Consider the following 25,766-nt stretch of genomic DNA (forward strand, 5'->3'; position numbering starts at 1 on the left):
TACCCTCTCCCAAAGGGAGAGGGAACAAACAGTGTGAGATGTGATATTTTGCGCAGGGTTTTACCCTCTCCCTTTGGGAGAGGGCAGGGTGAGGGTCAGAAGACGTTGAACGGGTATTCAACGTACACGCGAACCTCGTTCCCGCTCACGTTATAGTCGCTGGCGTTGTTAGAGACGCGCAGTACGGAGTAACGGACTTTGAATTTCAGATCTTTCGCCACACCGTCCTGAACCTGGTATTGCACCTGGTTGAACCATTCGTGTTCTTTACCGTTGCTGGTCTGTGACGTTTTGATGTTATCGCCGCGCACGTAAGCAGTGGTCCAGCTCAGGCCCGGTAAACCAAGACCCGCGAAGTCCAGGCCGTAAGATGCCTGCCATGAACGTTCATCTTCACCGTTAAAATCAGACCAGTAGGAGTTCGCCAGCCAGATGGTGTTGCCGCCATCGCCTACGCCGCCCTGGTTACGGTAGCCGCCATAGTTGTAACCGGTGCTGCCGCTGCTCTGTTGATAAGCAATTTTAAAGGTATGAATATCCCAGATATAGCTGGCTGCCAGGCTCCAGATGCTGTTGCTACGGCCGGTATCCAGCGATTCAGCATAGCCTGGGGTGAGGCGAGAGTTATAACCGTTGAAATCAAGAACCAACTGCTGGCCGGTGCTGAACGGTTGTTTGTAGTTCAGGCCCAGGTACTGTTTGTTCATCACATCTTCAATGTGAGATGCGTAGATTGCACCGCTGAACTGGTCGTTGAACTGGTAGCTCGCACCGCCGAAGGAGATGCTTTCGAGGCCAGAGTTATGGCTGTCGTCACTCTTACGCTGTTCGTCGGTGAAGTAACCGGCGTTCACTTCCAGGCCGTCAATCTCTTTCGAGGTCAACAGGGTACCGGTGTAGGTTTCGTACAACAGACGAGAATCATCCGCGGTCAGAATCGGCAGCGCCGGGCGCTGGGTGCCGTAGCTCAGTACGGTATTTGAGAAACGGGCTTTAACCGTCGCGCCAAATTTCGCGAGGTCAGATTTTGCTCGGCCATCGTTATCCTGAGCGAAGAAGTCGATCCCGCCCGCGCCGCTGCGGCCACGTCCACCGTCTAAACGCACGCCATACTGCGCAATACCGTCAACGCCAAAACCGACCACACCCTGGGTGAAGCCCGATTCAAAGGTCGCGACAATGCCCTGACCCCATTCGGCTTTATCTTTTAGTCCATCCTGGTAATCACGGTTGATATACGCATTGCGCAAAAATACATCTAAATGGCTGTCATCAACAAAGCCCTGGCTTTCAGATTGCTGGCTGGCAAATGCAGGTGTAGCGGCGATCAGGCCTAATGCAATTAACGATAATTTATTTTTCACGGCGGGAACGTCTCTGTCTGTCTATATTAAAAGTATTGAGTTCTTCGCGATATTCTCCTGAATGAAAAACGATTGCAATCATTATGTGTGTAAATGTTTCTTCACTATTGCCGGGTATGTCAGGCCACGGCTGGTAAGGCTTACAGGGGATGGACTATGGATTATATGGCATTGGTTTATTCTTAAGGAGAGAATGAACAGGAAGTTTGTAAATGACAAAATAAATATCTTTTGAAACGCGATCTTTTGAAATTATTTATTTGGCGATTTTCAGTTATTGTTAGCAAATCGTGCTATTTAATTAGCGATTGATGCGATTTAATGATGAATAAAATAATCGCATTAGCTTTGCACAATTATTGATAACGAGGTTAAACGGGCGGGGATGTGCGCGCTGAAGCCCTCACCCCGGCCCTCTCCCACGGGGAGAGGGAGAAAACCGGTGCAGAACGGTTCCCTCTCCCTCAGGGAGAGGGTTAAGGGAGTTACTTAATCCCGTCTGCCGCCAGACGCTGACGAATGTGCGCCGCACGTTCCTGCGATGCCGGGTGATCGTCAAACATGGAACTCTGACGACCGTCTTCCAGTTTCGCCAGTTTTTCAAAGCTGGTGGCAAGGCCGGTGGGATTAATGCCTCGTTTACGCAGCAGATCGTAAGAGTAGTCATCCGCTTCCGATTCCTGACGCTGGGAGAACTGGGAATTCACCAGTTTTTCACCCAAATCGCCAAGCTGCGATTGCGACAGGCTGCCTACGATGCCACCCGCTGATGCGGCGGCGGCGCGCAGGGCGTTGGTACCAATCGCCACCTGCATCCCTTTTTTCACGTGGCCCAGCGCAACGTGACCCATTTCATGGCCAATTACCGCTTCGACTTCGTTATCGGTCATGATGTCCATCAGGCCGCTATAAACACGAATACAGCCGTTTGCCATCGCAAAGGCGTTGACGTCTTTCGCCACGTACACCTTATAGTTCACCGGCTGACCGTTAATGTTATCACCCAGCGCGGCGGCAATTTTACTCAGACGCTTGCTGTAGTCGCTGGTAGAAGGGGCAATGGTAGCTTTTGCGTCCATATCCTTACAGGCCTGATCGCTCAGCGCTTGTACCTGTTCATCACTCAGCGAGAAGGCCTGAAAGGCACCCGCGCCGGAGTTTAACATGCCGTTTGAATCCATATTCTGACAGCCGCTCAGCAGCAGTGACGCACCCAGAGCCAGCACGATCGCACGTGTTTTCATGATGTTGTTCCGAACTCACTCATCTATATAAAATCTGAAAGTTGCTCCAGAGAAACGGAGCGAGAGATGCCTCTAGTATAAAGAAAATCCTTACAAATGAGCGAGGGGTTTGCACAGAGTGTGCCCTGTTCCGGAGATTTCTGAAGCGGCAAAAGGATGCTCCATGTACATGACTTGTCGCTTGGGTTACATTGTTGGCACTTTTTTCTGGCGTAGCCCAAAACGCGCAGTCGTCAAGTCGTTAAGGGCATGGCCTTCAACAGTCCGAACTGGAGTCAAAATGTCCTCACGTAAAGAGCTTGCTAATGCTATTCGTGCGCTGAGCATGGACGCAGTACAGAAAGCCAAATCCGGTCACCCGGGTGCCCCGATGGGTATGGCTGACATTGCCGAAGTCCTGTGGCGTGATTTCATGAACCACAACCCACAGAACCCTTCCTGGGCTGACCGTGACCGCTTCGTGCTGTCTAACGGCCACGGCTCCATGCTGATTTATAGCCTCTTGCACCTCACCGGCTACGATCTGCCGATGTCTGAACTGCAAAACTTCCGTCAACTGCACTCCAAAACGCCGGGTCACCCGGAAGTGGGCTACACCGCTGGTGTAGAAACCACCACTGGCCCGCTGGGTCAGGGTATTGCGAACGCAGTCGGTATGGCAATCGCAGAAAAAACGCTGGCGGCGCAGTTTAACCGTCCGGGCCACGACATCGTTGACCACTTCACCTATGCGTTCATGGGCGACGGCTGCATGATGGAAGGTATCTCCCACGAGGTATGTTCTCTGGCAGGCACCCTGAAACTGGGCAAACTGGTTGCGTTCTATGATGACAACGGCATCTCTATCGATGGTCACGTTGAAGGCTGGTTCACCGATGATACCGCTAAACGTTTCGAAGCCTACGGCTGGCACGTTGTTCGCGGTGTTGATGGCCACGATGCCGATTCCATCAAACGCGCAGTAGAAGAAGCGCGCGCGGTGACTGACAAACCGTCCCTGCTGATGTGCAAAACCATCATCGGTTTCGGTTCGCCGAACAAAGCCGGTACCCACGACTCCCACGGTGCGCCGCTGGGCGACGCTGAAATCGCGCTGACCCGCGAAAAACTGGGCTGGAAATACGCGCCGTTTGAAATCCCGTCTGAAATCTATGCTCAGTGGGATGCGAAAGAAGCAGGCCAGGCGAAAGAATCAGCCTGGAATGAGAAATTCGCGGCTTACGCAAAAGCCTTCCCGCAGGAAGCCGCTGAATTCACCCGTCGTATGAAAGGCGAAATGCCGTCTGACTTCGACGCGAAAGCTAACGAATTCATCGCTAAACTGCAGGCTAACCCGGCGAAAATTGCCAGCCGTAAAGCGTCTCAGAATGCGATTGAAGCGTTCGGCCCGCTGTTGCCGGAATTCCTGGGCGGCTCCGCTGACCTGGCACCGTCTAACCTGACCCTGTGGTCTGGTTCTAAGGCTATCAACGAAGATACCGCCGGTAACTACATCCATTACGGTGTACGTGAATTCGGTATGACCGCGATCGCTAACGGTATCTCTCTGCACGGTGGTTTCCTGCCGTACACCTCTACCTTCCTGATGTTCGTGGAATACGCGCGTAACGCCGTGCGTATGGCCGCGCTGATGAAACAGCGTCAGGTGATGGTCTACACCCACGACTCCATCGGTCTGGGCGAAGATGGCCCGACTCACCAGCCGGTTGAGCAGGTGGCCTCTCTGCGTGTAACGCCGAACATGTCTACCTGGCGTCCGTGTGACCAGGTTGAATCTGCGGTCGCGTGGAAATACGGCGTCGAGCGTCAGGACGGCCCGACCGCGCTTATCCTCTCCCGTCAGAACCTGGCGCAGCAGGAACGTACTGAAGAGCAGCTGGCAAACATCGCTCGCGGTGGTTACGTGCTGAAAGATTGTGCCGGTCAGCCGGAACTGATCTTCATCGCGACCGGCTCTGAAGTTGAACTGGCTGTTGCCGCATACGAAAAACTGACTGCCGAAGGCGTAAAAGCGCGCGTGGTTTCCATGCCGTCTACTGATGCATTCGACAAACAGGATGCGGCTTACCGTGAATCCGTCCTGCCGAAAGCGGTTTCCGCGCGTGTTGCAGTGGAGGCGGGTATTGCAGACTACTGGTTCAAATACGTTGGCCTGAACGGCGCTATCGTCGGCATGACCACCTTTGGTGAGTCTGCGCCGGCAGAACAGCTGTTTGAAGAGTTCGGCTTCACCGTCGACAACGTTGTTGCGAAAGCAAAAGCGCTGCTGTAATCGGTAAGATGTTGTATGAGAAGGGCCGCGAAAGCGGCCCTTTTTTTATATTTTCAGCGTCAAATGATCGCATCCCCGTAATCGGGATTTCTTCACCGGCTCGCCCATGGCATTGCACAGGTACGGTAGCCACTGCGCGGGAATAGGTAATTCCTCGGCTGAAGGGTTGTAAAGCCGCACCAGCGTTTGCCCGTACGGTACGTCAACGCCACTGACGATATAACCTTCTGGGAGCGCATCAATAATCTTCCGTCGCACGATCTCCTGCTGTGCAATATGCAGATCAACGTTATCCAGCCTCTGCAGACAACTGCGATCTTGCTGCCACTGCCAGAGTACAGGCGAGAAGCTATAGTGTTGCTGGCGAACGGCGAGCTGGGCGGGCGAAAGGGGGGCCAGGCAAAGCGCAAATTCAAAATGCAGTTTGCCGATAAGATTGCCTTCTGGCGTTGCCATTCGCTGTCCGGAGGCGCGACCCGGACGATAGAGCAGATCATCTTTGCCCAGATTGCCGGTACCGCGAAACAGCGTTACCCGCAGCTCTTCTTCATGATATTCATACTCTTTCAAACCACGGGCAAAAAAGTGGAAATCCGAATGTGCGCTTAACTGATGCATAAACGGTTCGCTATCGACAGGCATTTCGGCAAAGCCCATAGCGCTGTTGATGGTCTGGTTTTGACGCGTTATTGATCCGAAAGGCACATCGGCGGTTACTGCGTTTATCACTTTGCCGCTGTTAAAACGTAGCTGCAGACGATGCTCGCGTACCTGATTATCCACGCGCATTGCAAAACGGATGACATCTTCTTCGAGCGAAATGAGCAGATCTACAGCGACAGGATGCGTCGTTTCGCTACGCGTACAACGATCGTCGTTCAGACCTTCCGGCAAAGTGAGCGTGGCGCGCAGGTGCATCTCCTGACATTGCGGGTGGTGGTGTATCGCTACGCGCTGAAATGCCGAAAAGAGCAGGCCGTCATCATCGGGAAGGGGAGAAAAATCATAAAGATCGCCGTCATCGCTAATGTCATGAAGAAGAAGCAGGGGCTCTAATACGCGGCCCTGAATTTTGTCCTCCAGTCGCAATGCGTTGCGGTGCAGGCTCAGGCGATAACAGGTATTTTCAATCGCCATGGCGTCGGGCGTGTGAGTGAGCAAAGGCTGTGGTGCAGAGGCTGGGGCGACGAAAAATAGCGCCAGACCCAGTGGCGGAACCGGCGCATTCAGGATATCCACCACATTTTCGTAGTACCACGCCTGCTGTTCGGTTTCGACTTCGCCATCCGGGGTGAGCAATACGTGACGCGGGCGCTGAATTTTTTGCTGCTGACGTAAGACAACCCGCACCGGTTGGCCTGTTTCATCCAGCACGCAGAAGCTGGCTTGCGGCGTGATTAGCGTTTGCTGGCGCACCGTGACGGTTGGGCTGCTGGTGCCGTTGCTGAGCAGGAAACGGTAGTTTTTGTCTGGGGCGAGGTTCGCCAGAATCTGACGCGCGTGGAGGCTGTAAATGGCCTCGCCAATCTGTTGCGCCTGGCGGCAGCGGTGAAGGATATCGCGGTTGGTTTCGTCACTATTGCAGCCACCCATGCTGTCATGTGCGTGGCTTTCCAGCAGCCAGCGCCACGCCTGTTCGAGCAGTGCATCACCGTGTGCGATGCCGTTTAAACGGGCGATCGCCAGCATTGGTTCCGCCAGACGGGTCAGGATCTCTTCGGCATCGAAGTTGGCTTTTTTGATGTCGTAGCGCGATGAGCCAATACTTTTGTGCACGCGCGCGAAGCGTGGTATGCGAAACTCCCCGCGCCAGTGCGGTAACGTTTTGCCGTCTAATGTGGCAAAGAAGCGTTCGTAGCTGCTCACTTCCCAGCGATCCTGGCTGTGAAGGTTGATCGCGTTGATGAGCTTTTCAAAATCCGCATCGCAACTGACCTGATCGCCGCCGATCGGGCAGAGTAGATCCTCTGACGCCGTTAAGGTTTTCATTCGCGCGATCAGTGGAAAGGTCTCTTCATCCAGATGGTGGCGTGAGAAATTTCGCCAGCGGCCGCCGCGTTCCGGGTGCGCCAGCGAATAGCCGAACGGCGTGATGACGGTGGTCACCGTGTCGCCGTTAAGCGCCTCCCAACTCAGCTCTGTCGGGCCCATCACGTTGGGATCATACCCACGACGTAGCAAAATGGCGGGTAGGCCAAACGCGTGGGCGATTTGCGGGAGTTGCGCGTGGCTGCCAAAGGTATCGGGCAAATAAAGCACCTGCATGCAGTAACCCGCCTGTTTAGCATGATGCATACCGATGCGCAGGTTGCGGAACAGCGATTCAGTGCAGATGTTGAACAGGTCTGGTTGGGTGTACCAGGGGCCAATCAGCAAGCGCTTTTGGGCAACCAGCGCTCGGGCGCGCTCGGTCATTTCGGGTCTGAGACGAACGAAGTCATCGAAAATTGAGCTTTGCCCATCCAGATGAAAAACGAAACGCGGGTTGTTTTCCAGCGCCTCGATTAATTCGCTGAAGGCCTTGAGGGCAAACAGTTGGGTATCGAGCGTCGAGAAATACCATTCACGATCCCAGTGGGTGTGCGATACCGCGTGGATGGTGCGAGTGTCGTTCATTCGCTTTCCCCCCTATGGAAACGCAGTCGGTATTCAGCGTGAATATCTTCTTCATACCACATTGGGAAATTGGTTCCCCAGATGTTGTTGTAAAGCTGGCCATAAAGGCTGGTACTGGTGAGCGGGTGATCGTTAAAACAGAGTACGCGGGGTTCGTACAGCGCCAGCAGTGGGGCATCGACGGGTTCCAGCGTCCAGTGGCGACTGTTGGCTGACTCAACTGCGTGCAGGTTACGGTTGCCATTTTTAATGATGTTATGCCAGTTCAGCGGGTAGCCCAGCTTATGGCACTGGCTGTACTGTGTGTCGGCAAGGCCGAGTTGCAGCCAGATCTCTTCCGGCAGGCGGTTTGCCTGTTTGCCAACAATACTGGCGCGCAGGGTGACATCGTGGCGAGTTTTACTAAAGCGGTACTCGATGCGGATCTCCTCTGGCAGGCGGATGATCAGGTTGTCGCTTGCCATCGGGCGTGTTATCGCCTGTAAGTACCAGGCTTCATCATCTTCACGCCAGCGTGTCTGATGTAGCGTGAACTCCACCTGTTGCGTGGTGATTGGTTGAGAATAGAGTTCTATGCCTGGTTTGGTGAAATCGGAGAGCGACCAGACGGAGGTCACCTCCATGTTTTGCATATAGCGCGCGCGGAACCGATCGTATTCCTGTGTACCCACCTGGCGGTAAATAAGCCGCCCAAAGGGAGCCTGAAGCTGTTCAGCGTCCTCTATTTGCAACGCCGCCAGGCTACCGTCCTGCGCCAGAGAGAGGGTGTAATCACCAAAGTGGAATGTGCGAGAAACCGTAACGTCACCTTTTACCTCAACGGGAACGGGCTGGCTTGCCTGCACCAGCGCATCGGGAAGATGGATAAATGCGCTTTCCAGATAGTTTCGCTGCTCCTGCCAGGAACGAGCAAAATGGCAATATCCCCGAATTTTGCGATGCGGTAATTTATCAACAAATTGCTGAATAAAGGCGTATTTCTCGGGCAACGGGTCGGTGACGTGGTCGGCTTTACGTGCGCTGTCAAACTCCTCGGGCAGATAGTGGCTGTAATCACCAAGATGCAGTTTGAGATCCATCCCCCAGGTGTGTTCCGGGATCATAAGCAGTGCATCCAGCGCCTGGGGGTTGGGCTGCGGCATTGATGCAAGCAGGTTTGTCAGCCGGCGGTAGCGGCTCACTTTCGCCGGGTCGGTGCCGATACCGTGGTTCCAGGTATCGCCCATCTCGGCTTCAATTACCGGCAGCGTATGACGGATAGTTTCCAGACGCGCGGCGAAGGTATCGAGTGTTGATGCGCTGACTTCCGCCTCCGGATAGCGCTCCCGGTAGCGATCGATAAGCTGCAATACATCGCTTGCCGAGGGCGGCGAGCAGTTGTCTTCTGCATGGCAGAAGACCAATAGTTCATCCAGCGCTTCGCACCAGGTTTCATTGCCATAGCCGCCGAAGGAGTAGTTAACGATGAGGCTACGATCGCCATATTTCCACAGAAACAGTGGCGGCACATCGGGCGGGCAGGAGGCCGGGTTAACGCCAAGATGCAAATAACGCACGCCTGCATCAGCAAGCCAGGGGATCAGCGTTTGCGGATGGCCGGGAACATCCGTCATTTTCGCGGCGATAGTGCGACGCCCGAAGCGCGCATCCAGCGCCTGACTATAAGAGAGACCGTGCTGCAACAATTGTGGCGTCAGCAGTTCGCTGTGCGTGGTGAACGGCAGCGCATGCCAGACGATATCACCCTGGTTAATTGCCTCGGTAAGGCGCGCCTGAGACGTGCGATCGGCCTTCTGGAAATAGCGATGGATAAGCCAGGAGCCGCAGCTCCAGATAAAGTTTTTTTGCCCGTTGCGGTTCACCTGTTGCGCCAGGTTAATGACCGATGGAATAAAGTCATTCAGATATTTATCTTCAATCACCTCGGCAAAATCGGTGAAGCCGATATCCAGATGCGTTTTATAGATAACGTGTACACGTTTCATTTTTCACTCCCTGAAAATGGGGTTGGTAATCAACTGGGTCGTCTGGTCGCGATTGACTCGCAGAAAAGCAAATGAGCTTTGACTGCAATCCACTTCCTGATTGATGTGGCCGTTACGGTTGTTAAGCAGGTGGATTTTCTTTTGCGTGTAAAGCAGAACCTGGTTGTCGGGATGGGTATCGAGATTGACCTGAAGCAGGGCACTGTCAGAGATATCACCGATATGGGCGTCGCCCATGACAAAGCGGTTTAATTGGGTTTCACTGTCGCTTTGCAGATAGCTTTGTCCACGTTCAAGTGCCTGCAGGATGTCCTCCCGCTCTGCGCTGTGCGCCCGTACGCGGATGCGCGGCAGAATCTGATCTTTTTCTTTATGGAAATCACTGCCTGCGGTGACGGGCATTTTGATGCCGTCGTAGAGCAACTGTAACCAGTACTGGAAGGTCATTTCATTGCCGGTGCCATCCCAGGGGCCATTCCACAGTTCCAGCCAGTCGTGGCCATGAAACGGCAGCATCCAGGGGCAGTAGTGACAGAAAGGGTGATTGATACCAATGCGTGCGCCGTTACGGCGAGCCTCGTCCATTTTGGCCGTGATATCTTGTTCGCTGAAATGGGGAAGAAAGCGCTCAACGGGCTGCGTCAGGCCAAGAAAATTAACGTGCCCGCGATCGGTGGTCAGCTCCATCCCCGGAATCAGGGTCAGAGGTGCGTTCATTCCCGCGATCAGCCGGTTTTGCGACGTGGTATTGTGATCGGTCAGACACAGGAAATCGAAATTCAGCCTCATCGCGCGCTCAATTAACGCATCGACAGAAAGCTTGCCATCACTGTGTTCAGAGTGAACATGCGTATCGCCCGTCAGCCAGCGCATTGTTTTACGCTGGAGTGTGATGTCGATATCGATGCGGCATTCGCCACGAATTTTGTACAAACCGAGCAGAACGGACCAGGTTCCTGTATAATGGGCGTGTGGAGATAGCCTGGCGTGGCGAATGATTCGCTGATAATCAGCTCTTTACGCGCGCCGCCGCTCCAGCCAATGATGTCATCGCCGCGAGCGAGGCCCAGATCCACCACGTTACCTTCACTAAAGCGGTAGTTGATAATCAGCCGCTCAACCTCGCCATCGATTTCAAAGGTAACGGGCCTGAGCTGTTTCTCGTCATAAGGATGAACCACAACGGATTGATGCAGGGTAGTGGATCCCATTACGCCTCCCCCAGCAGTTCTTTGCAGTCGCCGGCGATCATCACCACTTCGGCACCATAAATGACTTGCAGACCTTTCTCACTGACGTGAACGACGCCTTTCGCGCGCAGGTTTTTTTTCCAGACGTCATCGCTGGCGACACGAGAGGAGTCAATGACCTCAACACGCAGCCGGGAAATACAGTTATCAAACTGCGAAATATTGTGCGGGCCGCCCAGGGCATCGATAATCTGCTGGGCGAAAAGAGGGGATTGCGGCGTGCTGGCATTCACTTTGTCTTTAAAATCTTGCTTGCTGAATAGCCTCACATCTTCGTCTGCGGCGGAGTCCTCTTCACGCCCTGGCGTCATTACGTTGAAACGCGTAATCAGATAGCGGAATAAAAAATAATAAACGGCGAAGAAGAGTGGGTTCAGCCACAGGTAGCCCCACATATCGAGTTTATCCGGCTGGAGCAGAACGGGAAGAATGTCCTTCAGGCAGCCGCCATACACGGAAATATTCGCCATTTCCGACAAAACAAAAATCAGGCCGGTCAGCGGTACGTGCACAAAGTAGAACAGCCACGGCGCGACGAACAAAAAGGTGTATTCAATGGGCTCGGTAATGCCAAACAGCATCATGGTCGCGACGACAGGGAGCAGTAAGCCGGCAACCACTTTTTTATGACTTGAGCGTGAGCAGTGGTACATCGCCAGCGCAGCACCGGGGAGCGCACCGAAGTGAATCACTACGCGGCCAGATTGAAAACCGCGTACCAGTAGCTCGTGTGAGGATTCGCAGCCCAGTTGCGCCATATAAATATTGGTGGTGCCGCTAACCAGATTGCCGCAAATCTCCATTGTTCCGCCGAGTTCGGTCAAACGGATAGGCGTGGTGATGAGATGGTGCAGCCCTACGGGCAGAAGCGATTTGTCAGCAATCGCCCAAATAAAGGTGCCAAACAGACCGGAATCGCCGATCATTTTACTGAACTGCGCCAGCATCCAGCCAATAGGCGGCCAGATGAAATAGAGCAGCACGCCCATCAGCGCCCCGACAACCAGCGTCACGATAGGAACCGTACGCGTACCGGCAAAAAATGAGAGCACCAGCGGCAGCTTCACGTTATACAAGCGATTGTGCAGCCAGGCGGTAGTCAGGCCAACCGCCATTCCGCCGAAAACGCTCATGCGATAGGTGAACATGCCCAGCTCGGTAGTATAGATAGAGGCCTTCTGCACGGCAGAGACGGGGGTCATGTGCTGCTGAGTGATAAACCAGTCAGCGGTGGTGGTTTGCGCACTGATGCCCTGGGAATCCAGCAGCGTGTTGAGGATGTAGTGCATTGCCATAAAGCAGACCGCGCCGGAAAACGCGGCCCAGGCTTTCTCTTTCTTTGCCAACCCGAACGCGACGCCAATGGAGAAAAAGAGCGGAAGATTGCGAAAAACCACATCGCCAGTGGCTTTCATGACGCTAAACGCGATGTATCCTGGCGAACCTTTGCTGATAAGCGAGGAGAGATGCAGCGCCGCAAGGGTTTCTGTATTGGTGAAGGCGCTGCCAAAGCCCATAAACATGGAGCCGATGGTGATAATTGATATGGGGACCAACATGGCCTGGCCAATCATTTGCATCTGCAGCTTCATAAATTATCCTTGTGAATATTTCGTCCGACGATAAATCGGATGAATTCCTCTGTTTTTATTCGCGACCTTCTGAATTTTTATATTTATTATGTAAATGTAATTAAGGTGATTTTTATTGATGGCGCTAATAATTATTAGCCATCATGCAGGCGCATGGTTGCTGCATTTAAAAAACAAGAGGGGAGTTTATCATCGTAAAAACTGGATTTTGTGACAGGGGCAGCGATAAATAAATATTGATAATATCTATATTTCTTGTGTATTTATTTATGCCTAAGAAAAGCCCCACCGAAGCGGGGCTAATCAAGGGGCAACGTTAGCCAGTTTCAAGTTTAAGAATAGCGGTGTGGCATCCCTCCTTCGCTCTGCGTATTTATAACGCGATTAACCAAAGAGGGTTGTAAAGCGTGATGTATCATTGACGATACAATTAAATGAAGTACAACCATCAACACTGCGAATTTCAGAATATCCATACCGCAAATCCTGCTTGAAGCGGCAAGCGTCAGCGGCTATCCTAGACCTGTTTGGAGTCATGGATCACCCCCGTAGTTTGCCTGTATTTATACCGCAACGACGGGGGTTTTCTTTATCCAGTGCAAGGAGCCGCACGGAAAAAGTCCCCGCGCCGTTGCACCTGCCGATGACTGACGCATCGACACGCAAATTTTACCCTTCATTTCGCTTAATCACTCATTCAGAGACAGTCTGAATCCGTACTCGCTCTTTATTCCATCGCTCAACCTGTTCTGGCATAACGCTGTGAATTATTCCTGTAGAAATGTGATGTATGTCAGATTCCTGGTGCGTTTGTCTGGACAATCATTCCTTTTATTCCAGCTTTCGCTTATTCTGGCTGAAGCGTTTCAGTTGTTGAAGTGTTCGACATTTGACCAATCAGTCACTGTTTGTGGCAGGTAAGGTTTCCCGGAATGAATTGCTGCATTACTCTGTCAGCCACATTGCTTTGGGATGACCTTGCAGGAGACCTATGACCGTACGCGTAGCGATTAATGGCTTCGGTCGCATTGGGCGTAACGTGGTTCGTGCTTTGTATGAATCCGGACGCCGTGCGGAAATCACCGTGGTGGCAATCAATGAACTGGCGGATGCTGCGGGCATCGCACATTTATTGAAATATGACACCAGCCATGGCCGTTTTGCCTGGGATGTGCGCCAGGAACGGGAACAGCTGTTTGTCGGCGGCGATAGCATTCGTCTACTGCATGAGCGCGAGATTAACGCGCTGCCCTGGCGTGAACTGTCGGTTGATGTGGTGCTCGATTGTACCGGTGTGTACGGTAGCCGAGCTGATGGCGAAGCCCATATCGTCGCAGGCGCGAAGAAAGTGCTCTTTTCACATCCCGGTAGCAACGATCTCGACGCAACGGTGGTGTATGGCGTAAACCATGATGCGTTACGCCCTGAACATCACATTGTCTCCAATGCCTCCTGTACCACGAATTGCATAATCCCCATTATAAAATTGTTGGATGATGCCTGGGGCATTGAGTCAGGGACGGTCACGACTATCCACTCTGCCATGCACGATCAGCAGGTGATCGATGCCTACCATCCTGACCTGCGCCGCACGCGTGCCGCCAGTCAGTCGATCATTCCGGTGGATACGAAGCTTGCCGCAGGGATTACACGTATTTTCCCGCAGTTTAACGACCGTTTTGAAGCGATTGCGGTGCGCGTACCGACGATTAACGTCACGGCAATCGACCTTAGCGTTACGGTAAAAAATCCGGTAAACGCTAATGAAGTCAACCAGTTGCTGCAAAAAGCAGCACGGGATGCATTTCATGGTATAGTTGACTATACGGAATTACCGTTGGTCTCAACAGATTTTAACCACGATCCGCACAGCGCCATTGTCGATGGCACGCAGACGCGAGTGAGTGGAGCGCACCTGATCAAAACATTGGTCTGGTGCGATAACGAATGGGGCTTTGCTAACCGAATGCTCGACACTACGTTAGCGATGGCCGCACAAGGTTTCAGGTAGGACGCGAATGCGTCTGCAAAACTTTAGAATCAACGAGAGGATTCACCATGTCTGTAATTAAGATGACCGATCTGGATCTTGCTGGTAAACGTGTTTTTATCCGTGCGGATCTGAACGTACCAGTTAAAGAAGGGAAAGTAACCAGCGACGCGCGTATCCGTGCTTCTCTGCCAACCATCGAACTGGCCCTGAAACAAGGCGCGAAAGTGATGGTAACCTCCCACCTGGGTCGTCCGACCGAAGGCGAGTACAACGAAGAATTCTCTCTGCTGCCGGTTGTTAATTACCTGAAAGACAAACTGTCTAACCCGGTACGTCTGGTTAAAGATTACCTGGACGGCGTTGAAGTTGCTGCGGGTGAACTGGTTGTTCTGGAGAACGTTCGCTTTAACAAAGGCGAGAAAAAAGACGACGAAGCACTGTCCAAAAAATACGCTGCACTGTGTGACGTATTTGTAATGGATGCTTTCGGTACCGCTCACCGCGCGCAGGCTTCTACTCACGGTATCGGCAAATTTGCTGACGTTGCGTGTGCAGGCCCGCTGCTGGCTGCTGAACTCGATGCGCTGGGTAAAGCACTGAAAGAACCGGCTCGTCCGATGGTCGCTATCGTTGGTGGTTCTAAAGTGTCGACCAAACTGACCGTTCTGGACTCTCTGTCTAAAATCGCTGACCAGCTGATCGTTGGTGGTGGTATCGCGAACACCTTCGTTGCCGCTCAAGGCCACAGCGTCGGTAAATCCCTGTACGAAGCTGACCTGGTTGATGAAGCCAAACGTCTGCTGACCACCTGCGATATTCCGGTTCCGACTGACGTTCGCGTGGCAACTGAGTTCTCTGAAACGGCAGCAGCGACGCTGAAATCCGTATCTGACGTGAAAGAAGACGAGCAGATCCTGGATATCGGTGACGCATCTGCACAGCAGTTGGCTGAGATCCTGAAAAACGCGAAAACCATCCTGTGGAATGGCCCGGTTGGCGTGTTTGAATTCCCGAACTTCCGTAAAGGTACTGAAATCGTGGCTAACGCTATCGCAGACAGCGACGCGTTCTCCATCGCAGGCGGCGGCGATACTCTGGCTGCAATCGACCTGTTCGGTATCTCTGACAAAATCTCCTACATCTCCACTGGCGGTGGCGCATTCCTCGAATTCGTGGAAGGCAAAGTACTGCCAGCAGTTGCAATGCTCGAAGAGCGCGCTAAGAAGTAATGTTTGAGCAGGCGGGGAAACCCGCCTGTTTTTCAGCGCGCTACATAGCTCGCGCTTCTTTTTCTAACGGCCGAAGATACAGATAGGACTCGTAAACATGTCTAAAATTTTTGATTTCGTAAAACCTGGTGTTATCACTGGTGATGACGTTCAGAAAGTGTTCCAGGTAGCAAAAGAAAACAACTTTGCACTGCCAGCAGTAAACTGCGTGGGCACCGACTCCATCAACGCCGTTCTGGAAACCGCTGCGAAAGTTAAAGCACCGGTTATCGTTCAGTTCTCCAACGGTGGCGCAGCATTCATCGCAGGTAAAGGCGTGAAAACTGACGTTCCTCAGGGTGCAGCAATCCTGGGCGCAATCTCTGGTGCGCATCACGTTCACCAGATGGCTGAGCACTACGGTGTTCCGGTTATCCTGCACACTGACCACTGCGCGAAAAAACTGCTGCCGTGGATCGATGGCCTGCTGGACGCGGGTGAAAAACACTTCGCTGCTACCGGCAAACCGCTGTTCTCTTCTCACATGATTGACCTGTCTGAAGAGTCTCTGCACGAAAATATCGAAATCTGCTCCAAATACCTGGCGCGCATGTCCAAAATGGGCATGACCCTGGAAATCGAACTGGGTTGCACCGGTGGCGAAGAAGATGGTGTGGACAACAGCCACATGGACGCTTCTGCACTGTACACCCAGCCGGAAGACGTTGATTACGCGTACACCGAGCTGAGCAAAATCAGCCCGCGTTTCACCATCGCCGCTTCCTTCGGTAACGTACACGGCGTTTACAAACCAGGTAACGTGGTTCTGACCCCGACCATCCTGCGTGATTCTCAGGAGTATGTTTCTAAGAAACACAACCTGCCGCACAACAGCCTGAACTTCGTCTTCCACGGTGGTTCCGGTTCTTCTGCTCAGGAAATCAAAGACTCCGTAAGCTATGGCGTAGTGAAAATGAACATCGATACCGACACCCAATGGGCGACCTGGGAAGGTATTCTGAACTACTACAAAACCAACGAAGCTTACCTGCAGGGCCAGCTGGGCAACCCGAAAGGCGAAGACCAGCCGAACAAGAAATACTACGATCCGCGCGTATGGCTGCGCGCTGGCCAGACCAGCATGAGCGCTCGTCTGGAGCAGGCTTTCAAAGAACTGAACGCGGTTGACGTTCTGTAATTTGACGCAGCATGATTGATAAAAGGCTTCCTCCGGGAAGCCTTTTTTTGCTTTAAAAACAAAGCATTATTCTGAAATGCACGTCCCTTTTTGCCCTGCAAGGATCTCTGGCGCATCTTTCAGCGCGCCAATAAACGCCGCATTGCCTGTTTGCGTTACAAACTGAATGACCGCAGCGGCCTTTGGCCCCATCGCCCCGTCCGGTGCGGCGAACGGTGCCAGTTCTGCCGGGGTAACGTGACGTAAAGCGCGCGCCTGTGGCGTACCCCAATTTTCATACACCGCATCGGCATCGGTCAAAATAAGCAAATGATCAGCGCTGATTGCCTTAGCCAGCACGGCCGCGGTCAAATCTTTATCAATTACGGCTTCAGTACCCTGATAACCGCCCCCTTTTGCAATGACCGGAATCCCCCCGCCTCCGCAGCAAATCACCAGATGCCCGTCATCCATTAGCGTACGGATCGCCTCACTATCGATAATTTTTAAAGGGGTGGGTGAGGCAACCACGCGGCGGATGTACTGGCCGTCAGCCTTCATTTGCCAACCATAGCGTGCCTGAAGCTCGGCTTGTTGTTCTGGCGGATAAACGGGTCCGATATATTTGCCCGGCGATGCAAACGCAGGGTCATTCGGATCGACTTCTACACGAGTCATCAGCGTGGTGACCGGGCCGCTGCTGCTGGCGGTAAGCTCCTGCGCAATCGCAAATCCGATCATTCCCTGACTTTCGGCAACCAGGATATCCAGTGGCCAGGCTGGCGCATCCTGATAGGCGGCATTCTGTAAGGCCAGTAGTCCGACCTGCGGGCCGTTACCGTGAACGATCACCAACTGATAATCACGCGCCAGCTGGGCCACCATTTGGGAAAAGAGTTGGATACTTTTCTGTTGATTCTCGGCACTGAGAATCTCACCACGTTGTAATAACGCATTGCCCCCAAGGGCAATGACCAGTTTCTTTTTCATTGTTGCCTCACAAAATAGATGATGTCGCGCTCAATATAGTTTTTCTATTTCTATTCGTTGTGACGGCGATAATGATTTAATTATCGCGAAAAATAACTTGTCAATCACTGATGTTTTAATTGCTTTTATAAAACTAAATTTAAAAATGATTATTAGACTTTTTTTAATAATTACGCGTTGAGTTACCAGGAATTTATAACAATGGTTTTAGTGTGACTTTGCTCAAATGAAAAGAGGGTTAACCCCGATATGGTTAAGTCAGTTTAAACATCAAGCCTCCTGACAGAGGCATTCAGCGGTAATGATTACCGGGAGTTCACTTATGTCTGATTCATGTGAAGTGACTGATGTCACAAAAAGAAAAGGAATACCGGCCTGGTGGGTCACAGTATTTCTGTTCTGGCTGGGCTGGATTTTCATGTATGCCGACCGTACCGTTCTGAATCCGGTAATGGGGGAACTGGAAAAAGAGTTTGGCTTAACAGGAACACAGTTGGGTATTCTTAATTCCGTATTCTATTTTTCCTACGCCTTATTGCAGGTACCCGCGGGGATCCTTGGCGATAAAATCGGTAAGAAAAAGGTTCTGGTTCCGGGATTTATTTTATTTGGCGTCTTTACTGCGGTAACAGGCTGGGCAAAAAGCTGGTACACATTGCTGTTTGCCCGCGTGGTAACCGGGGCGGGCGAGGGAACCTATTACGGCCCGCAATATGGCCTCTCTTCCGAGCAAATTCCAAAGAAATTCCGCTCGCTGGGTAGCGCCATCATTAACAGCGGTATGGCGTTTGGTATTGCGCTGGGCCTGATGACCTCAAGCTGGCTGGTCTACGATCAGGGCCATTCCTGGCGGATGCCGTTCTATGCGATGGCAGTGCCCTCCGTGCTCGTCGGACTGGCCATCTGGTTTTTTGTTAAAGAGAAAAAACGCACAGCGGCTGTTGACGGTAAGCCCGTTCAGAAAGGTAAGTTTAGCGATCTGCTGAAAAACCGTAATTTGATTCTTACCTATATTATGGTGTTCTGTAGCTTGTTCGGTTTCTTCGTCATACTGACCTGGCTCCCTTATTATTTGCAAAATGAACGTGGTATTGCGGGTAGCGAAACAGGCTTTATTTCTTCACTGGTTGCGTGGATCTCTATCCCAGGTGCGCTGTTATTCTCCAGTCTATCGGACAGATTAGGAAAACGTAAGCCATTAATTATGTTCCTGGTGCCGGTTGCCATTCTCAGCATGCTATCCATCGTCTGGATGCCAAATATGACCGGCGTTGTTGTGGCCCTGTGCGTTTATGGTCTGGTGGGGAAACTGGCGCTTGACCCGGTATTGGTCGCACTGGTTGCTGATAGCGTAGATGAAAATAATTACAGCACCGCCTTTGGCTTATTTAATTTCATCGGTATGAGTTCATCAATTCTTGCACCGATTATTGCTGGTGCAGCACGTGATATGACCGGAAGTCTGGCCTCCAGTTTTTATGTTTCAGCCGTCTTATTGGCTATCGGCCTGGTTGCCATGCTGTTTTTAAAAGAAAAACGTACATAAGAGGTAGCGGTAATGATTTACGCCTTTATTAAAAAGGGAAGTTTTCAGGACTCCGTCAGCCTGATGATTATTTCCCGCAAACTGAGCGAACGCCCGGAAGTGGATCAAGTGTCGGTAATGATGGGTACGCCCGCAAATAAATCAATGCTGGAATCTACCGGTTTCTGGCATGACGATTTCGCGGATGCCACACCCAACGATATTTGTGTGGCGGTGCGCACTGAAACAGAACAACCGGCGATTATGGATTTAATTCGTGAGCAACTGGAGAAAGAACTTAGTGCCATTGCCAATGCTTCAGGTAGCTCGCAGCAACTACTGAAAGCCCGACGCTGGGAAAGCGCGTGTCAAAAATTGCCGCAAGCCAACTTGTTGCTGGTCTCGGTAGCGGGAGAGTACGCCGCCTCGGTGGCGAAAGAGGGTCTGCTCGCAGGCAAAAACGTGATGTTGTTTTCCGATAACGTCCCGCTGGCGCAAGAGGTGGAGCTGAAAACGCTGGCGCGTGAGCGTGAACTTATCGTCATGGGCCCAGACTGTGGTACCGCGATGATAGCCGGGAGCCCGCTGGCCTTCGCAAACGTGCTGCCGAAAGGCGGGATTGGCGTGATTGGCGCATCGGGTACGGGGATTCAGGAGATCACCTCGCAGGTGGCACTGCATCAACAGGGCATTAGCCATGCGATTGGCCTCGGCGGACGTGACTTAAGTGCCGATGTCGGCGGCATTAGCGCGTTAACCGCGCTTGAGATGCTGGCTTCTGATGAGGCCACTCAGGTGATTGCCTTTGTTTCCAAGCCTCCGTCACCGCAGGTTCGCACGCGAATTATTGCCGCGATGCAGAACGTCGGGAAGCCCGTCGTGGCACTCTTCCTCGGCAGTAAGCCGGAACAGCGCCGAGAAGGGAACGTCTGGCTGGCGAACTCGTTGTCGGAAGCCGCACGTCTGGCGGTATTGCTCATGCGGGTCGCACAACAGCGACAGATTCAACCGGAAGTGGCGGGCAAAGGCATTTATGGGCTGTACGCCGGGGGAACCCTGGCAGCGGAAGCCGCAATGTTGCTCTCTGCGGGGTTAAATGTGCCGGTGAGTGAAAGCCACGCGCAAGGCGTGATGCTGGATGCTGGCGGCCATCGAATTGTTGATTTGGGGGATGACAGTTACACCCTCGGCAGGCCGCATCCGATGATTGATCCAACCACCCGCAGTATCGAAATCGAAAAACTGGCCGCACTACCGGATGTTGGCGTGCTGCTGCTGGATGTGGTGCTCGGCTACGGAGCCTGTGAAGACCCGGCGGGAGCGGTGGTTGAAACCCTGGAACAGGTACGCACACGCCGTGCCGCGCCGCTGGTGACCATCGCCACCCTGACGGGCACGGATGGCGATCCGCAGGGGCGTGCCGCGCAAAGCGAAAAACTCCAGGCTGCGGGCGTTGCGGTCGTCGAGACGTTAGAAGAGGCGATTCTGCTGGCTATCAGCCTGACGCATCATCAGGAAAGCCGTCCGGCAGAAAAACAGTATCCGTTGCTGGATGGCGTGCAGGTTATTAACGCCGGTTTACGCAGCTTCGCGCTGGATCTGCAAAGCAGTGGCACACCCGTTGTGCACTATCAGTGGGCGCCTGTTGCCGGTGGTAACGCGCATCTTGCCAGTCTTCTCAAACAGTTACATTAAGTTAGAGGTACGGATATGTATTCATCTATTGCACAGGCTAACGAAGCCATCATTGAACGCATTAAAGCGGCCCGCCCGCATTGGGTAGCTGTTCGCCCCGCTAAGGAAGTCGTTACGACGCTGGCATCAGGCCGCAAACTGCTTCACGCCGGGCCGCCAATTGCCTGGGAAGAGATGACCGGGCCAATGCGTGGCGCCTGTATTGGGGCATCACTGTTTGAGGGTTGGGCTGCCTCGGAAGAAGAGGCCGTGCGCTTGCTTGGTCAGGGGGAGGTCGAGTTCATCCCTTGTCATCATGTGGGGGCCGTGGGGCCAATGGGCGGCATTACTTCTGCGAATATGCCGGTTCTGGTGGTCAAAGATGTAGTCCATGGCAATCACGCTTGCTGCAACCTGAACGAAGGCATTGGCAAGGTGATGCGCTTTGGTGCCTACGGTGACGATGTCCAAAAACGTTTGCGCTGGATGCGCGATACGCTGGCACCGGTACTTCAGGATGCAATTGGCAAGCTGGAAAACGGCGTCGATCTCACCGCGCTGATGGCGCAAGCCATCACCATGGGCGATGAATTCCATCAGCGAAATATCGCCGCCTCTTCGTTACTTTTGCGTACACTGTCGCCAGTGATCGCGGGTCTGGATCGCCCCAAAGCCGAAGTGATTGAGGTATTACAATTCCTGAGCGTGACCGATCAGTTCTTCCTGAACCTGGCGATGGCTTACAGCAAGGCGGTGATGGATGCCGCGGCGGTGATTAAAGCGGGCTCGGTGGTGACGGCGATGACGCGCAACGGTCGCGAATTTGGTATTCGCGTGAGCGGTACCGGCGCTCGCTGGTTCACCGCGCCGGTCAACACGCCGCAGGGGCTGTTCTTCACTGGTTACAGTCAGGCCGATGCAAACCCGGATATTGGTGATAGTGCGATCACTGAAACGCTGGGTATTGGGGGTGCGGCGATGATTGCGGCACCGGGCGTAACCCGCTTTGTTGGCGCAGGAGGCATGGGCGCGGCGCTGGAAACGTCGGAAGAAATGGCGGAGATCTACCTTGATCACAACCCGCTATTCCAGATCCCTTCCTGGGATTTTAAAGGCGCGTGCCTGGGGCTGGATATTCGCCGCGTCGTGGAAACGGGCATTACGCCGCTGATTAACACCGGTATCGCACACCGCGAGGCGGGTATTGGTCAGGTTGGCGCGGGCACCGTACGCGCACCGCTGCTTTGCTTCGAAAAAGCGCTGGAAGCGCTGGCGGAGTTGCACCACATCACCGCGTAACAAAAACAGGGGCGGCGCTGCCGCCCCGGAGTGCCGCTGATGAAAATCATTAATGCTCTGGCGAGTTCCGGGCTATCTCATTTACCCGATGGCGAATGGACGTTGCACAGCCGCTTCTCACAGGCAATAAACTACTGTCGCCCGGATGGCGAGCTGTTAACGCTTTTCCGTTTCGGCAAAGGAATGGGCCCGGTGGGGGTATTGCTTTCAACCCGTCACTTTGCAGACTGTTTTCACCTTTCGCGAGTTATCAAGCAGGGCAATTTGCTTTGGGGAGGGAGTATTCTGATTCGCCCACGTCGCGTGCTTTCACTCACGCCGGAAGTGGCCGAACTCAGGCAGGATAACGTACACGTCTCGCCTCATTTGAGTGGATTGTGCGGCGCGCTGAATCAGCCACTGGCAGCCATGCCGATTTTTGACCGTTTTACGCAGGAACTGGAACGCTGGCAAAACGGTGAAATGCCGAACTGGTCATGGTTGATTGGCTGCGGCCCCGGACTGACGCCAAGCGGTGACGACATGCTGGTGGGGGCGCTTGCTATACTTCACGCGGCAGGTCTTGCCTCACCGCAGCGTCCATTTTTACCCCCGGCGGATCAACTCGCTCATCTCACAACTTCGGTAAGCTGTCGCTATCTTAACAGCGCACGTCACGGCACGTTCTCAACGCCAGTGTTAAGGTTGCTACGGCGATGGCAATCTATACGCAACGCACACTTTGCGGTTCAGCGTTTGCTGAACGTTGGGCACACGTCTGGGGCGGACATCTTGTTGGGAATGGCGATGGCGCAACAGGGGTTGCGGCAGAGGGAATCAAGGAGAGTGCATGCTCGATCAGGAAACAATTCGTACGTTTATTCGGGTCGCTGAGACGGAGAGTTTTTCTCGTGCGGCCAGCTCGCTGCATAAAACACCGGCAGCGATCAGCTATCGCATTAAAACCCTCGAAGAGCAGGTCGGCACGCAACTCTTTTTACGCACCACTCGCTCCGTCAGCCTCACCCGCGCCGGGCAGCATCTGCTTGAGCACTGCCGTCAGTGGCTCAACTGGCTGGATGCCATGCCGGATGAGCTACAGCAAATCAACGCGGGCGTTGAACGGCAGGTGAATATTGTAATCAATAATCTGCTTTATCAACCGCAAACCACCGCAGACCTGCTCACCTGGCTGCATCAACAGTTTCCTTTTACCCGCTTTCAGATTTCGCGTCAGGTCTATATGGGCGTGTGGGACTCTCTGCTGTATGACGATTTTCAACTGGCGATAGGCGTTACGGGGTCGGAATCGCTTTCTAATAACATTTCATTGCTGCCGCTGGGCGATATCAGCTGGCAGTTTGTGGTGGCAGCCACCCATCCGCTTGCCACTCATCCCGTCAGGCTGCTGCCGGATGATGTGCTGCGGCGTTATCCCGCCATTAATATCGAAGATACCTCCCGAACCCTGACGCGGCGGGTGGCATGGTTGCTGAGTGGGCAAAAAGAGATCAAAGTGCCCGATCTCAGCACTAAGCTGGCCTGTCATTTAAGCGGCCTTGGGGTCGGTTTTCTGCCGGAACGGATGTGCCGCCCCTATGTGGAATCGGGAGCGCTGGTGGCCCGCGAGGTTGTTCATCCGCGCCAGCCTTCACCGCTTTCAATTGCCTGGAAGAATGCTGGCAGCGGCAAGGTGGTGAGCGAAATTGCAGAAGTCTTTAAGCAGAGAAACGCGTTAGTGAGCGGCTTCCTGCGTATGGTTGATCGCCCTGCTGGAATCTGAATTACCGTCCATTCATTCCCTGAATCATATTGAAAAATGGCATATTTGATGCTTTTTGTTTACCTTTAAAGAGTCATTTTTCGTGAGAGCCAACTCACACTTTTTTATTTTCGGGGAGTTTGAATGGAAGATTTAAACGTTGTCGACAGCATCAATGGTGCGGGCACCTGGCTGGTTCGCAACCAGGCGCTGTTGCTCAGTTATGCCGTGAACATCGTCGCGGCTATCGCGATTATCATCGTCGGGATGATCATCGCGCGTCTGGTTTCTAACACCGTAAACCGTTTGATGCGCGCGCGCCATATTGACGCGACCGTCGCCGATTTTCTTTCCGCGCTGGTCCGTTACGCCATTATCGCGTTTACGTTGATTGCCGCGCTGGGACGCGTGGGGGTTCAGACCGCATCGGTGATTGCAGTACTGGGTGCCGCGGGTTTAGCCGTAGGTCTGGCGCTGCAAGGTTCGCTCTCTAACCTGGCGGCTGGCGTATTGCTGGTGATGTTCCGTCCGTTCCGTGCGGGTGAGTATGTAGATCTCGGCGGCGTGGCCGGTACTGTGCTGAACGTGCAGATTTTCTCCACCACCATGCGTACGGTCGACGGCAAAATCGTGGTGATCCCGAACGGGAAAATCATTGCCGGCAATATCATTAACTTCTCGCGTGAGCCGGTGCGCCGTAACGAATTTATCATCGGCGTGGCGTATGATTCGGATATCGATCAGGTGAAATCCATTCTCACCAATATCATTCAGTCCGATGAACGTATCCTCAAAGATCGCGAAATGACCGTGCGTTTGAATGAGCTGGGCGCATCGTCAATTAACTTTGTGGTGCGCGTCTGGAGTAACAGCGGCGACCTGCAAAATGTGTACTGGGACGTGCTGGAACGCGTTAAACGTGAATTTGATGCCGCCGGTATTAGTTTCCCGTATCCGCAAATGGACGTTAATTTCAAACGCGTGAAAGAAGACGCGTAATAACATTTCCTGCCGATGGCGGAGCGTGGCTCCGCCATTATTAGCCTTCCTAATCAGTGATTAAAATTATCAATTTCCGCTAATGATTATCCCGCGCTATAGTCTGCCGTAAACAGACACCGCTCAGGATAATACCACGTGATATCTTACTATTTTCAAGGGCTTGCGCTTGGTGCAGCCATGATCCTTCCGCTCGGGCCACAAAACGCTTTTGTGATGAACCAGGGCATTCGTCGTCAATACCACATCATGATTGCGCTGCTCTGCGCCGTTAGCGATCTGCTGCTCATTTGCGCAGGTATTTTTGGCGGCAGCGCGCTGCTGATGCAGTCGCCGTGGCTGCTGGCGTTAGTCACCTGGGGTGGCGTCGCGTTTTTGCTCTGGTATGGCTATGGCGCATTAAAAACTGCCATGAGCAGCAATCTGGAACTGGCCAGCGCCGAAGTGCTGAAGCAGGGACGTTGGAAAATTATCGCCACCATGCTGGCGGTGACCTGGCTGAATCCACATGTTTACCTCGATACGTTTGTGGTGCTGGGAAGCCTTGGCGGGCAGCTTGATGTGGAACCTAAGCGCTGGTTTGCGCTCGGCACCGTGAGCGCATCGTTCCTCTGGTTCTTTGGCCTGGCGCTACTGGCTGCCTGGCTGGCACCGCGCCTGCGTACCGCCAAAGCACAGCGCATTATTAATACCCTGGTCGGTGGGGTGATGTGGTTTATCGCCTTCCAGCTGGCAAAAGAGGGCATCGGGCATGTTCACGCCTTGTTCAACTAAGCGTTGTCCGATGGACTTTCACATCTGAAGCGCTAAGCTTGGATGCGAGTACCTGTATTTTCG

At 53.2% G+C, this 25,766-nt stretch carries 19 protein-coding genes; 11 read left to right on the forward strand and 8 right to left on the reverse strand.

The window, feature by feature from the left end:
- Positions 1-95: 95 nt before the first annotated feature.
- Positions 96-1,364, reverse strand: a complete 1,269-nt coding sequence (locus DBY68_RS09355; protein WP_015963093.1) for an OprD family outer membrane porin — start codon at positions 1,362-1,364, stop codon at positions 96-98.
- 485 nt (positions 1,365-1,849) lie between these two features.
- On the reverse strand, positions 1,850-2,608 hold the full coding sequence (locus DBY68_RS09360) for a M48 family metallopeptidase (RefSeq protein ID WP_015963094.1): 759 nt from the start codon (positions 2,606-2,608) through the stop codon (positions 1,850-1,852).
- 280 nt (positions 2,609-2,888) lie between these two features.
- Between DBY68_RS09360 and tkt the strand changes: the two genes are divergently transcribed.
- Positions 2,889-4,880: a transketolase gene (gene tkt / locus DBY68_RS09365; protein WP_108475834.1), complete on the forward strand. Its 1,992-nt coding sequence runs from the start codon at positions 2,889-2,891 to the stop codon at positions 4,878-4,880.
- Positions 4,881-4,925: 45 nt separating this feature from the next.
- Here the strand turns inward: tkt and DBY68_RS09370 are convergent, their stop codons facing one another.
- The 5 genes from DBY68_RS09370 to DBY68_RS09390 are packed head-to-tail and all read right to left on the reverse strand — an operon-like array spanning position 4,926 to position 12,323.
- On the reverse strand, positions 4,926-7,496 hold the full coding sequence (locus tag DBY68_RS09370) for a hypothetical protein (RefSeq protein ID WP_108475835.1): 2,571 nt from the start codon (positions 7,494-7,496) through the stop codon (positions 4,926-4,928).
- Positions 7,493-9,481: a DUF5054 domain-containing protein gene (locus DBY68_RS09375; protein ID WP_108475836.1), complete on the reverse strand. Its 1,989-nt coding sequence runs from the start codon at positions 9,479-9,481 to the stop codon at positions 7,493-7,495. Before DBY68_RS09375 ends, DBY68_RS09370 begins: the two co-directional genes overlap by 4 nt.
- A gap of 3 nt (positions 9,482-9,484) precedes the next feature.
- Positions 9,485-10,354: a CehA/McbA family metallohydrolase gene (locus DBY68_RS09380; protein WP_108475837.1), complete on the reverse strand. Its 870-nt coding sequence runs from the start codon at positions 10,352-10,354 to the stop codon at positions 9,485-9,487.
- Positions 10,342-10,692, reverse strand: a complete 351-nt coding sequence (locus DBY68_RS09385; RefSeq protein ID WP_108475838.1) for a hypothetical protein — start codon at positions 10,690-10,692, stop codon at positions 10,342-10,344. The genes DBY68_RS09380 and DBY68_RS09385 overlap by 13 nt, the downstream gene beginning before the upstream one ends.
- Positions 10,692-12,323, reverse strand: coding sequence for a PTS transporter subunit EIIC (locus DBY68_RS09390; protein WP_108475839.1), 1,632 nt, complete (start codon positions 12,321-12,323; stop codon positions 10,692-10,694). Before DBY68_RS09390 ends, DBY68_RS09385 begins: the two co-directional genes overlap by 1 nt.
- Positions 12,324-13,314: 991 nt before the next feature.
- On the opposite strand from DBY68_RS09390, the gene epd reads away from it, so the two are divergent.
- The 3 genes from epd (at position 13,315) to fbaA (ending at position 16,722) form a co-directional block, all read left to right on the forward strand.
- On the forward strand, positions 13,315-14,334 hold the full coding sequence (gene epd / locus DBY68_RS09395; protein WP_108475840.1) for an erythrose-4-phosphate dehydrogenase: 1,020 nt from the start codon (positions 13,315-13,317) through the stop codon (positions 14,332-14,334).
- 47 nt (positions 14,335-14,381) lie between these two features.
- Complete coding sequence (pgk, locus tag DBY68_RS09400) at positions 14,382-15,545, forward strand: phosphoglycerate kinase (protein ID WP_015963098.1); 1,164 nt, start codon at positions 14,382-14,384, stop codon at positions 15,543-15,545.
- Positions 15,546-15,642: 97 nt separating this feature from the next.
- On the forward strand, positions 15,643-16,722 hold the full coding sequence (gene fbaA / locus DBY68_RS09405) for a class II fructose-bisphosphate aldolase (protein WP_108475841.1): 1,080 nt from the start codon (positions 15,643-15,645) through the stop codon (positions 16,720-16,722).
- 66 nt (positions 16,723-16,788) lie between these two features.
- On the opposite strand, the gene DBY68_RS09410 is transcribed toward fbaA, so the two are convergent.
- On the reverse strand, positions 16,789-17,691 hold the full coding sequence (locus tag DBY68_RS09410) for a carbamate kinase (RefSeq protein ID WP_108475842.1): 903 nt from the start codon (positions 17,689-17,691) through the stop codon (positions 16,789-16,791).
- Between the two features lie 322 nt (positions 17,692-18,013).
- Between DBY68_RS09410 and DBY68_RS09415 the strand changes: the two genes are divergently transcribed.
- From DBY68_RS09415 to argO, 7 genes are all read left to right on the forward strand, one after another.
- On the forward strand, positions 18,014-19,237 hold the full coding sequence (locus DBY68_RS09415; RefSeq protein WP_108475843.1) for an MFS transporter: 1,224 nt from the start codon (positions 18,014-18,016) through the stop codon (positions 19,235-19,237).
- 12 nt (positions 19,238-19,249) lie between these two features.
- Positions 19,250-20,911, forward strand: coding sequence for an acyl-CoA synthetase FdrA (locus DBY68_RS09420; protein WP_108475844.1), 1,662 nt, complete (start codon positions 19,250-19,252; stop codon positions 20,909-20,911).
- A 15-nt stretch (positions 20,912-20,926) separates the two neighbouring features.
- Positions 20,927-22,189 carry a DUF1116 domain-containing protein gene (locus tag DBY68_RS09425; protein ID WP_108475845.1) on the forward strand — a complete coding sequence of 421 codons (1,263 nt, stop codon included), beginning with the start codon at positions 20,927-20,929 and terminating at the stop codon, positions 22,187-22,189.
- Between the two features lie 39 nt (positions 22,190-22,228).
- Positions 22,229-23,062, forward strand: a complete 834-nt coding sequence (locus tag DBY68_RS09430; RefSeq protein ID WP_108475846.1) for a DUF2877 domain-containing protein — start codon at positions 22,229-22,231, stop codon at positions 23,060-23,062.
- A complete protein-coding gene (gene allS, locus DBY68_RS09435; protein ID WP_108475847.1) occupies positions 23,019-23,951 on the forward strand; it encodes an HTH-type transcriptional activator AllS in 933 nt (310 codons plus the stop codon). Before DBY68_RS09430 ends, allS begins: the two co-directional genes overlap by 44 nt.
- Positions 23,952-24,074: 123 nt before the next feature.
- The gene (locus DBY68_RS09440) at positions 24,075-24,929 is read left to right on the forward strand and encodes a small-conductance mechanosensitive channel MscS (RefSeq protein WP_108475848.1); all 855 of its coding nucleotides are present in this window, start codon (positions 24,075-24,077) and stop codon (positions 24,927-24,929) included.
- A gap of 138 nt (positions 24,930-25,067) precedes the next feature.
- Positions 25,068-25,703, forward strand: a complete 636-nt coding sequence (gene argO / locus DBY68_RS09445) for an arginine exporter ArgO (RefSeq protein WP_108475849.1) — start codon at positions 25,068-25,070, stop codon at positions 25,701-25,703.
- The last annotated feature ends 63 nt before the right edge of the window (positions 25,704-25,766 follow it).

The organism is Pseudocitrobacter sp. RIT415, from assembly GCF_003057695.2.
GTDB lineage: Bacteria > Pseudomonadota > Gammaproteobacteria > Enterobacterales > Enterobacteriaceae > Pseudocitrobacter > Pseudocitrobacter faecalis.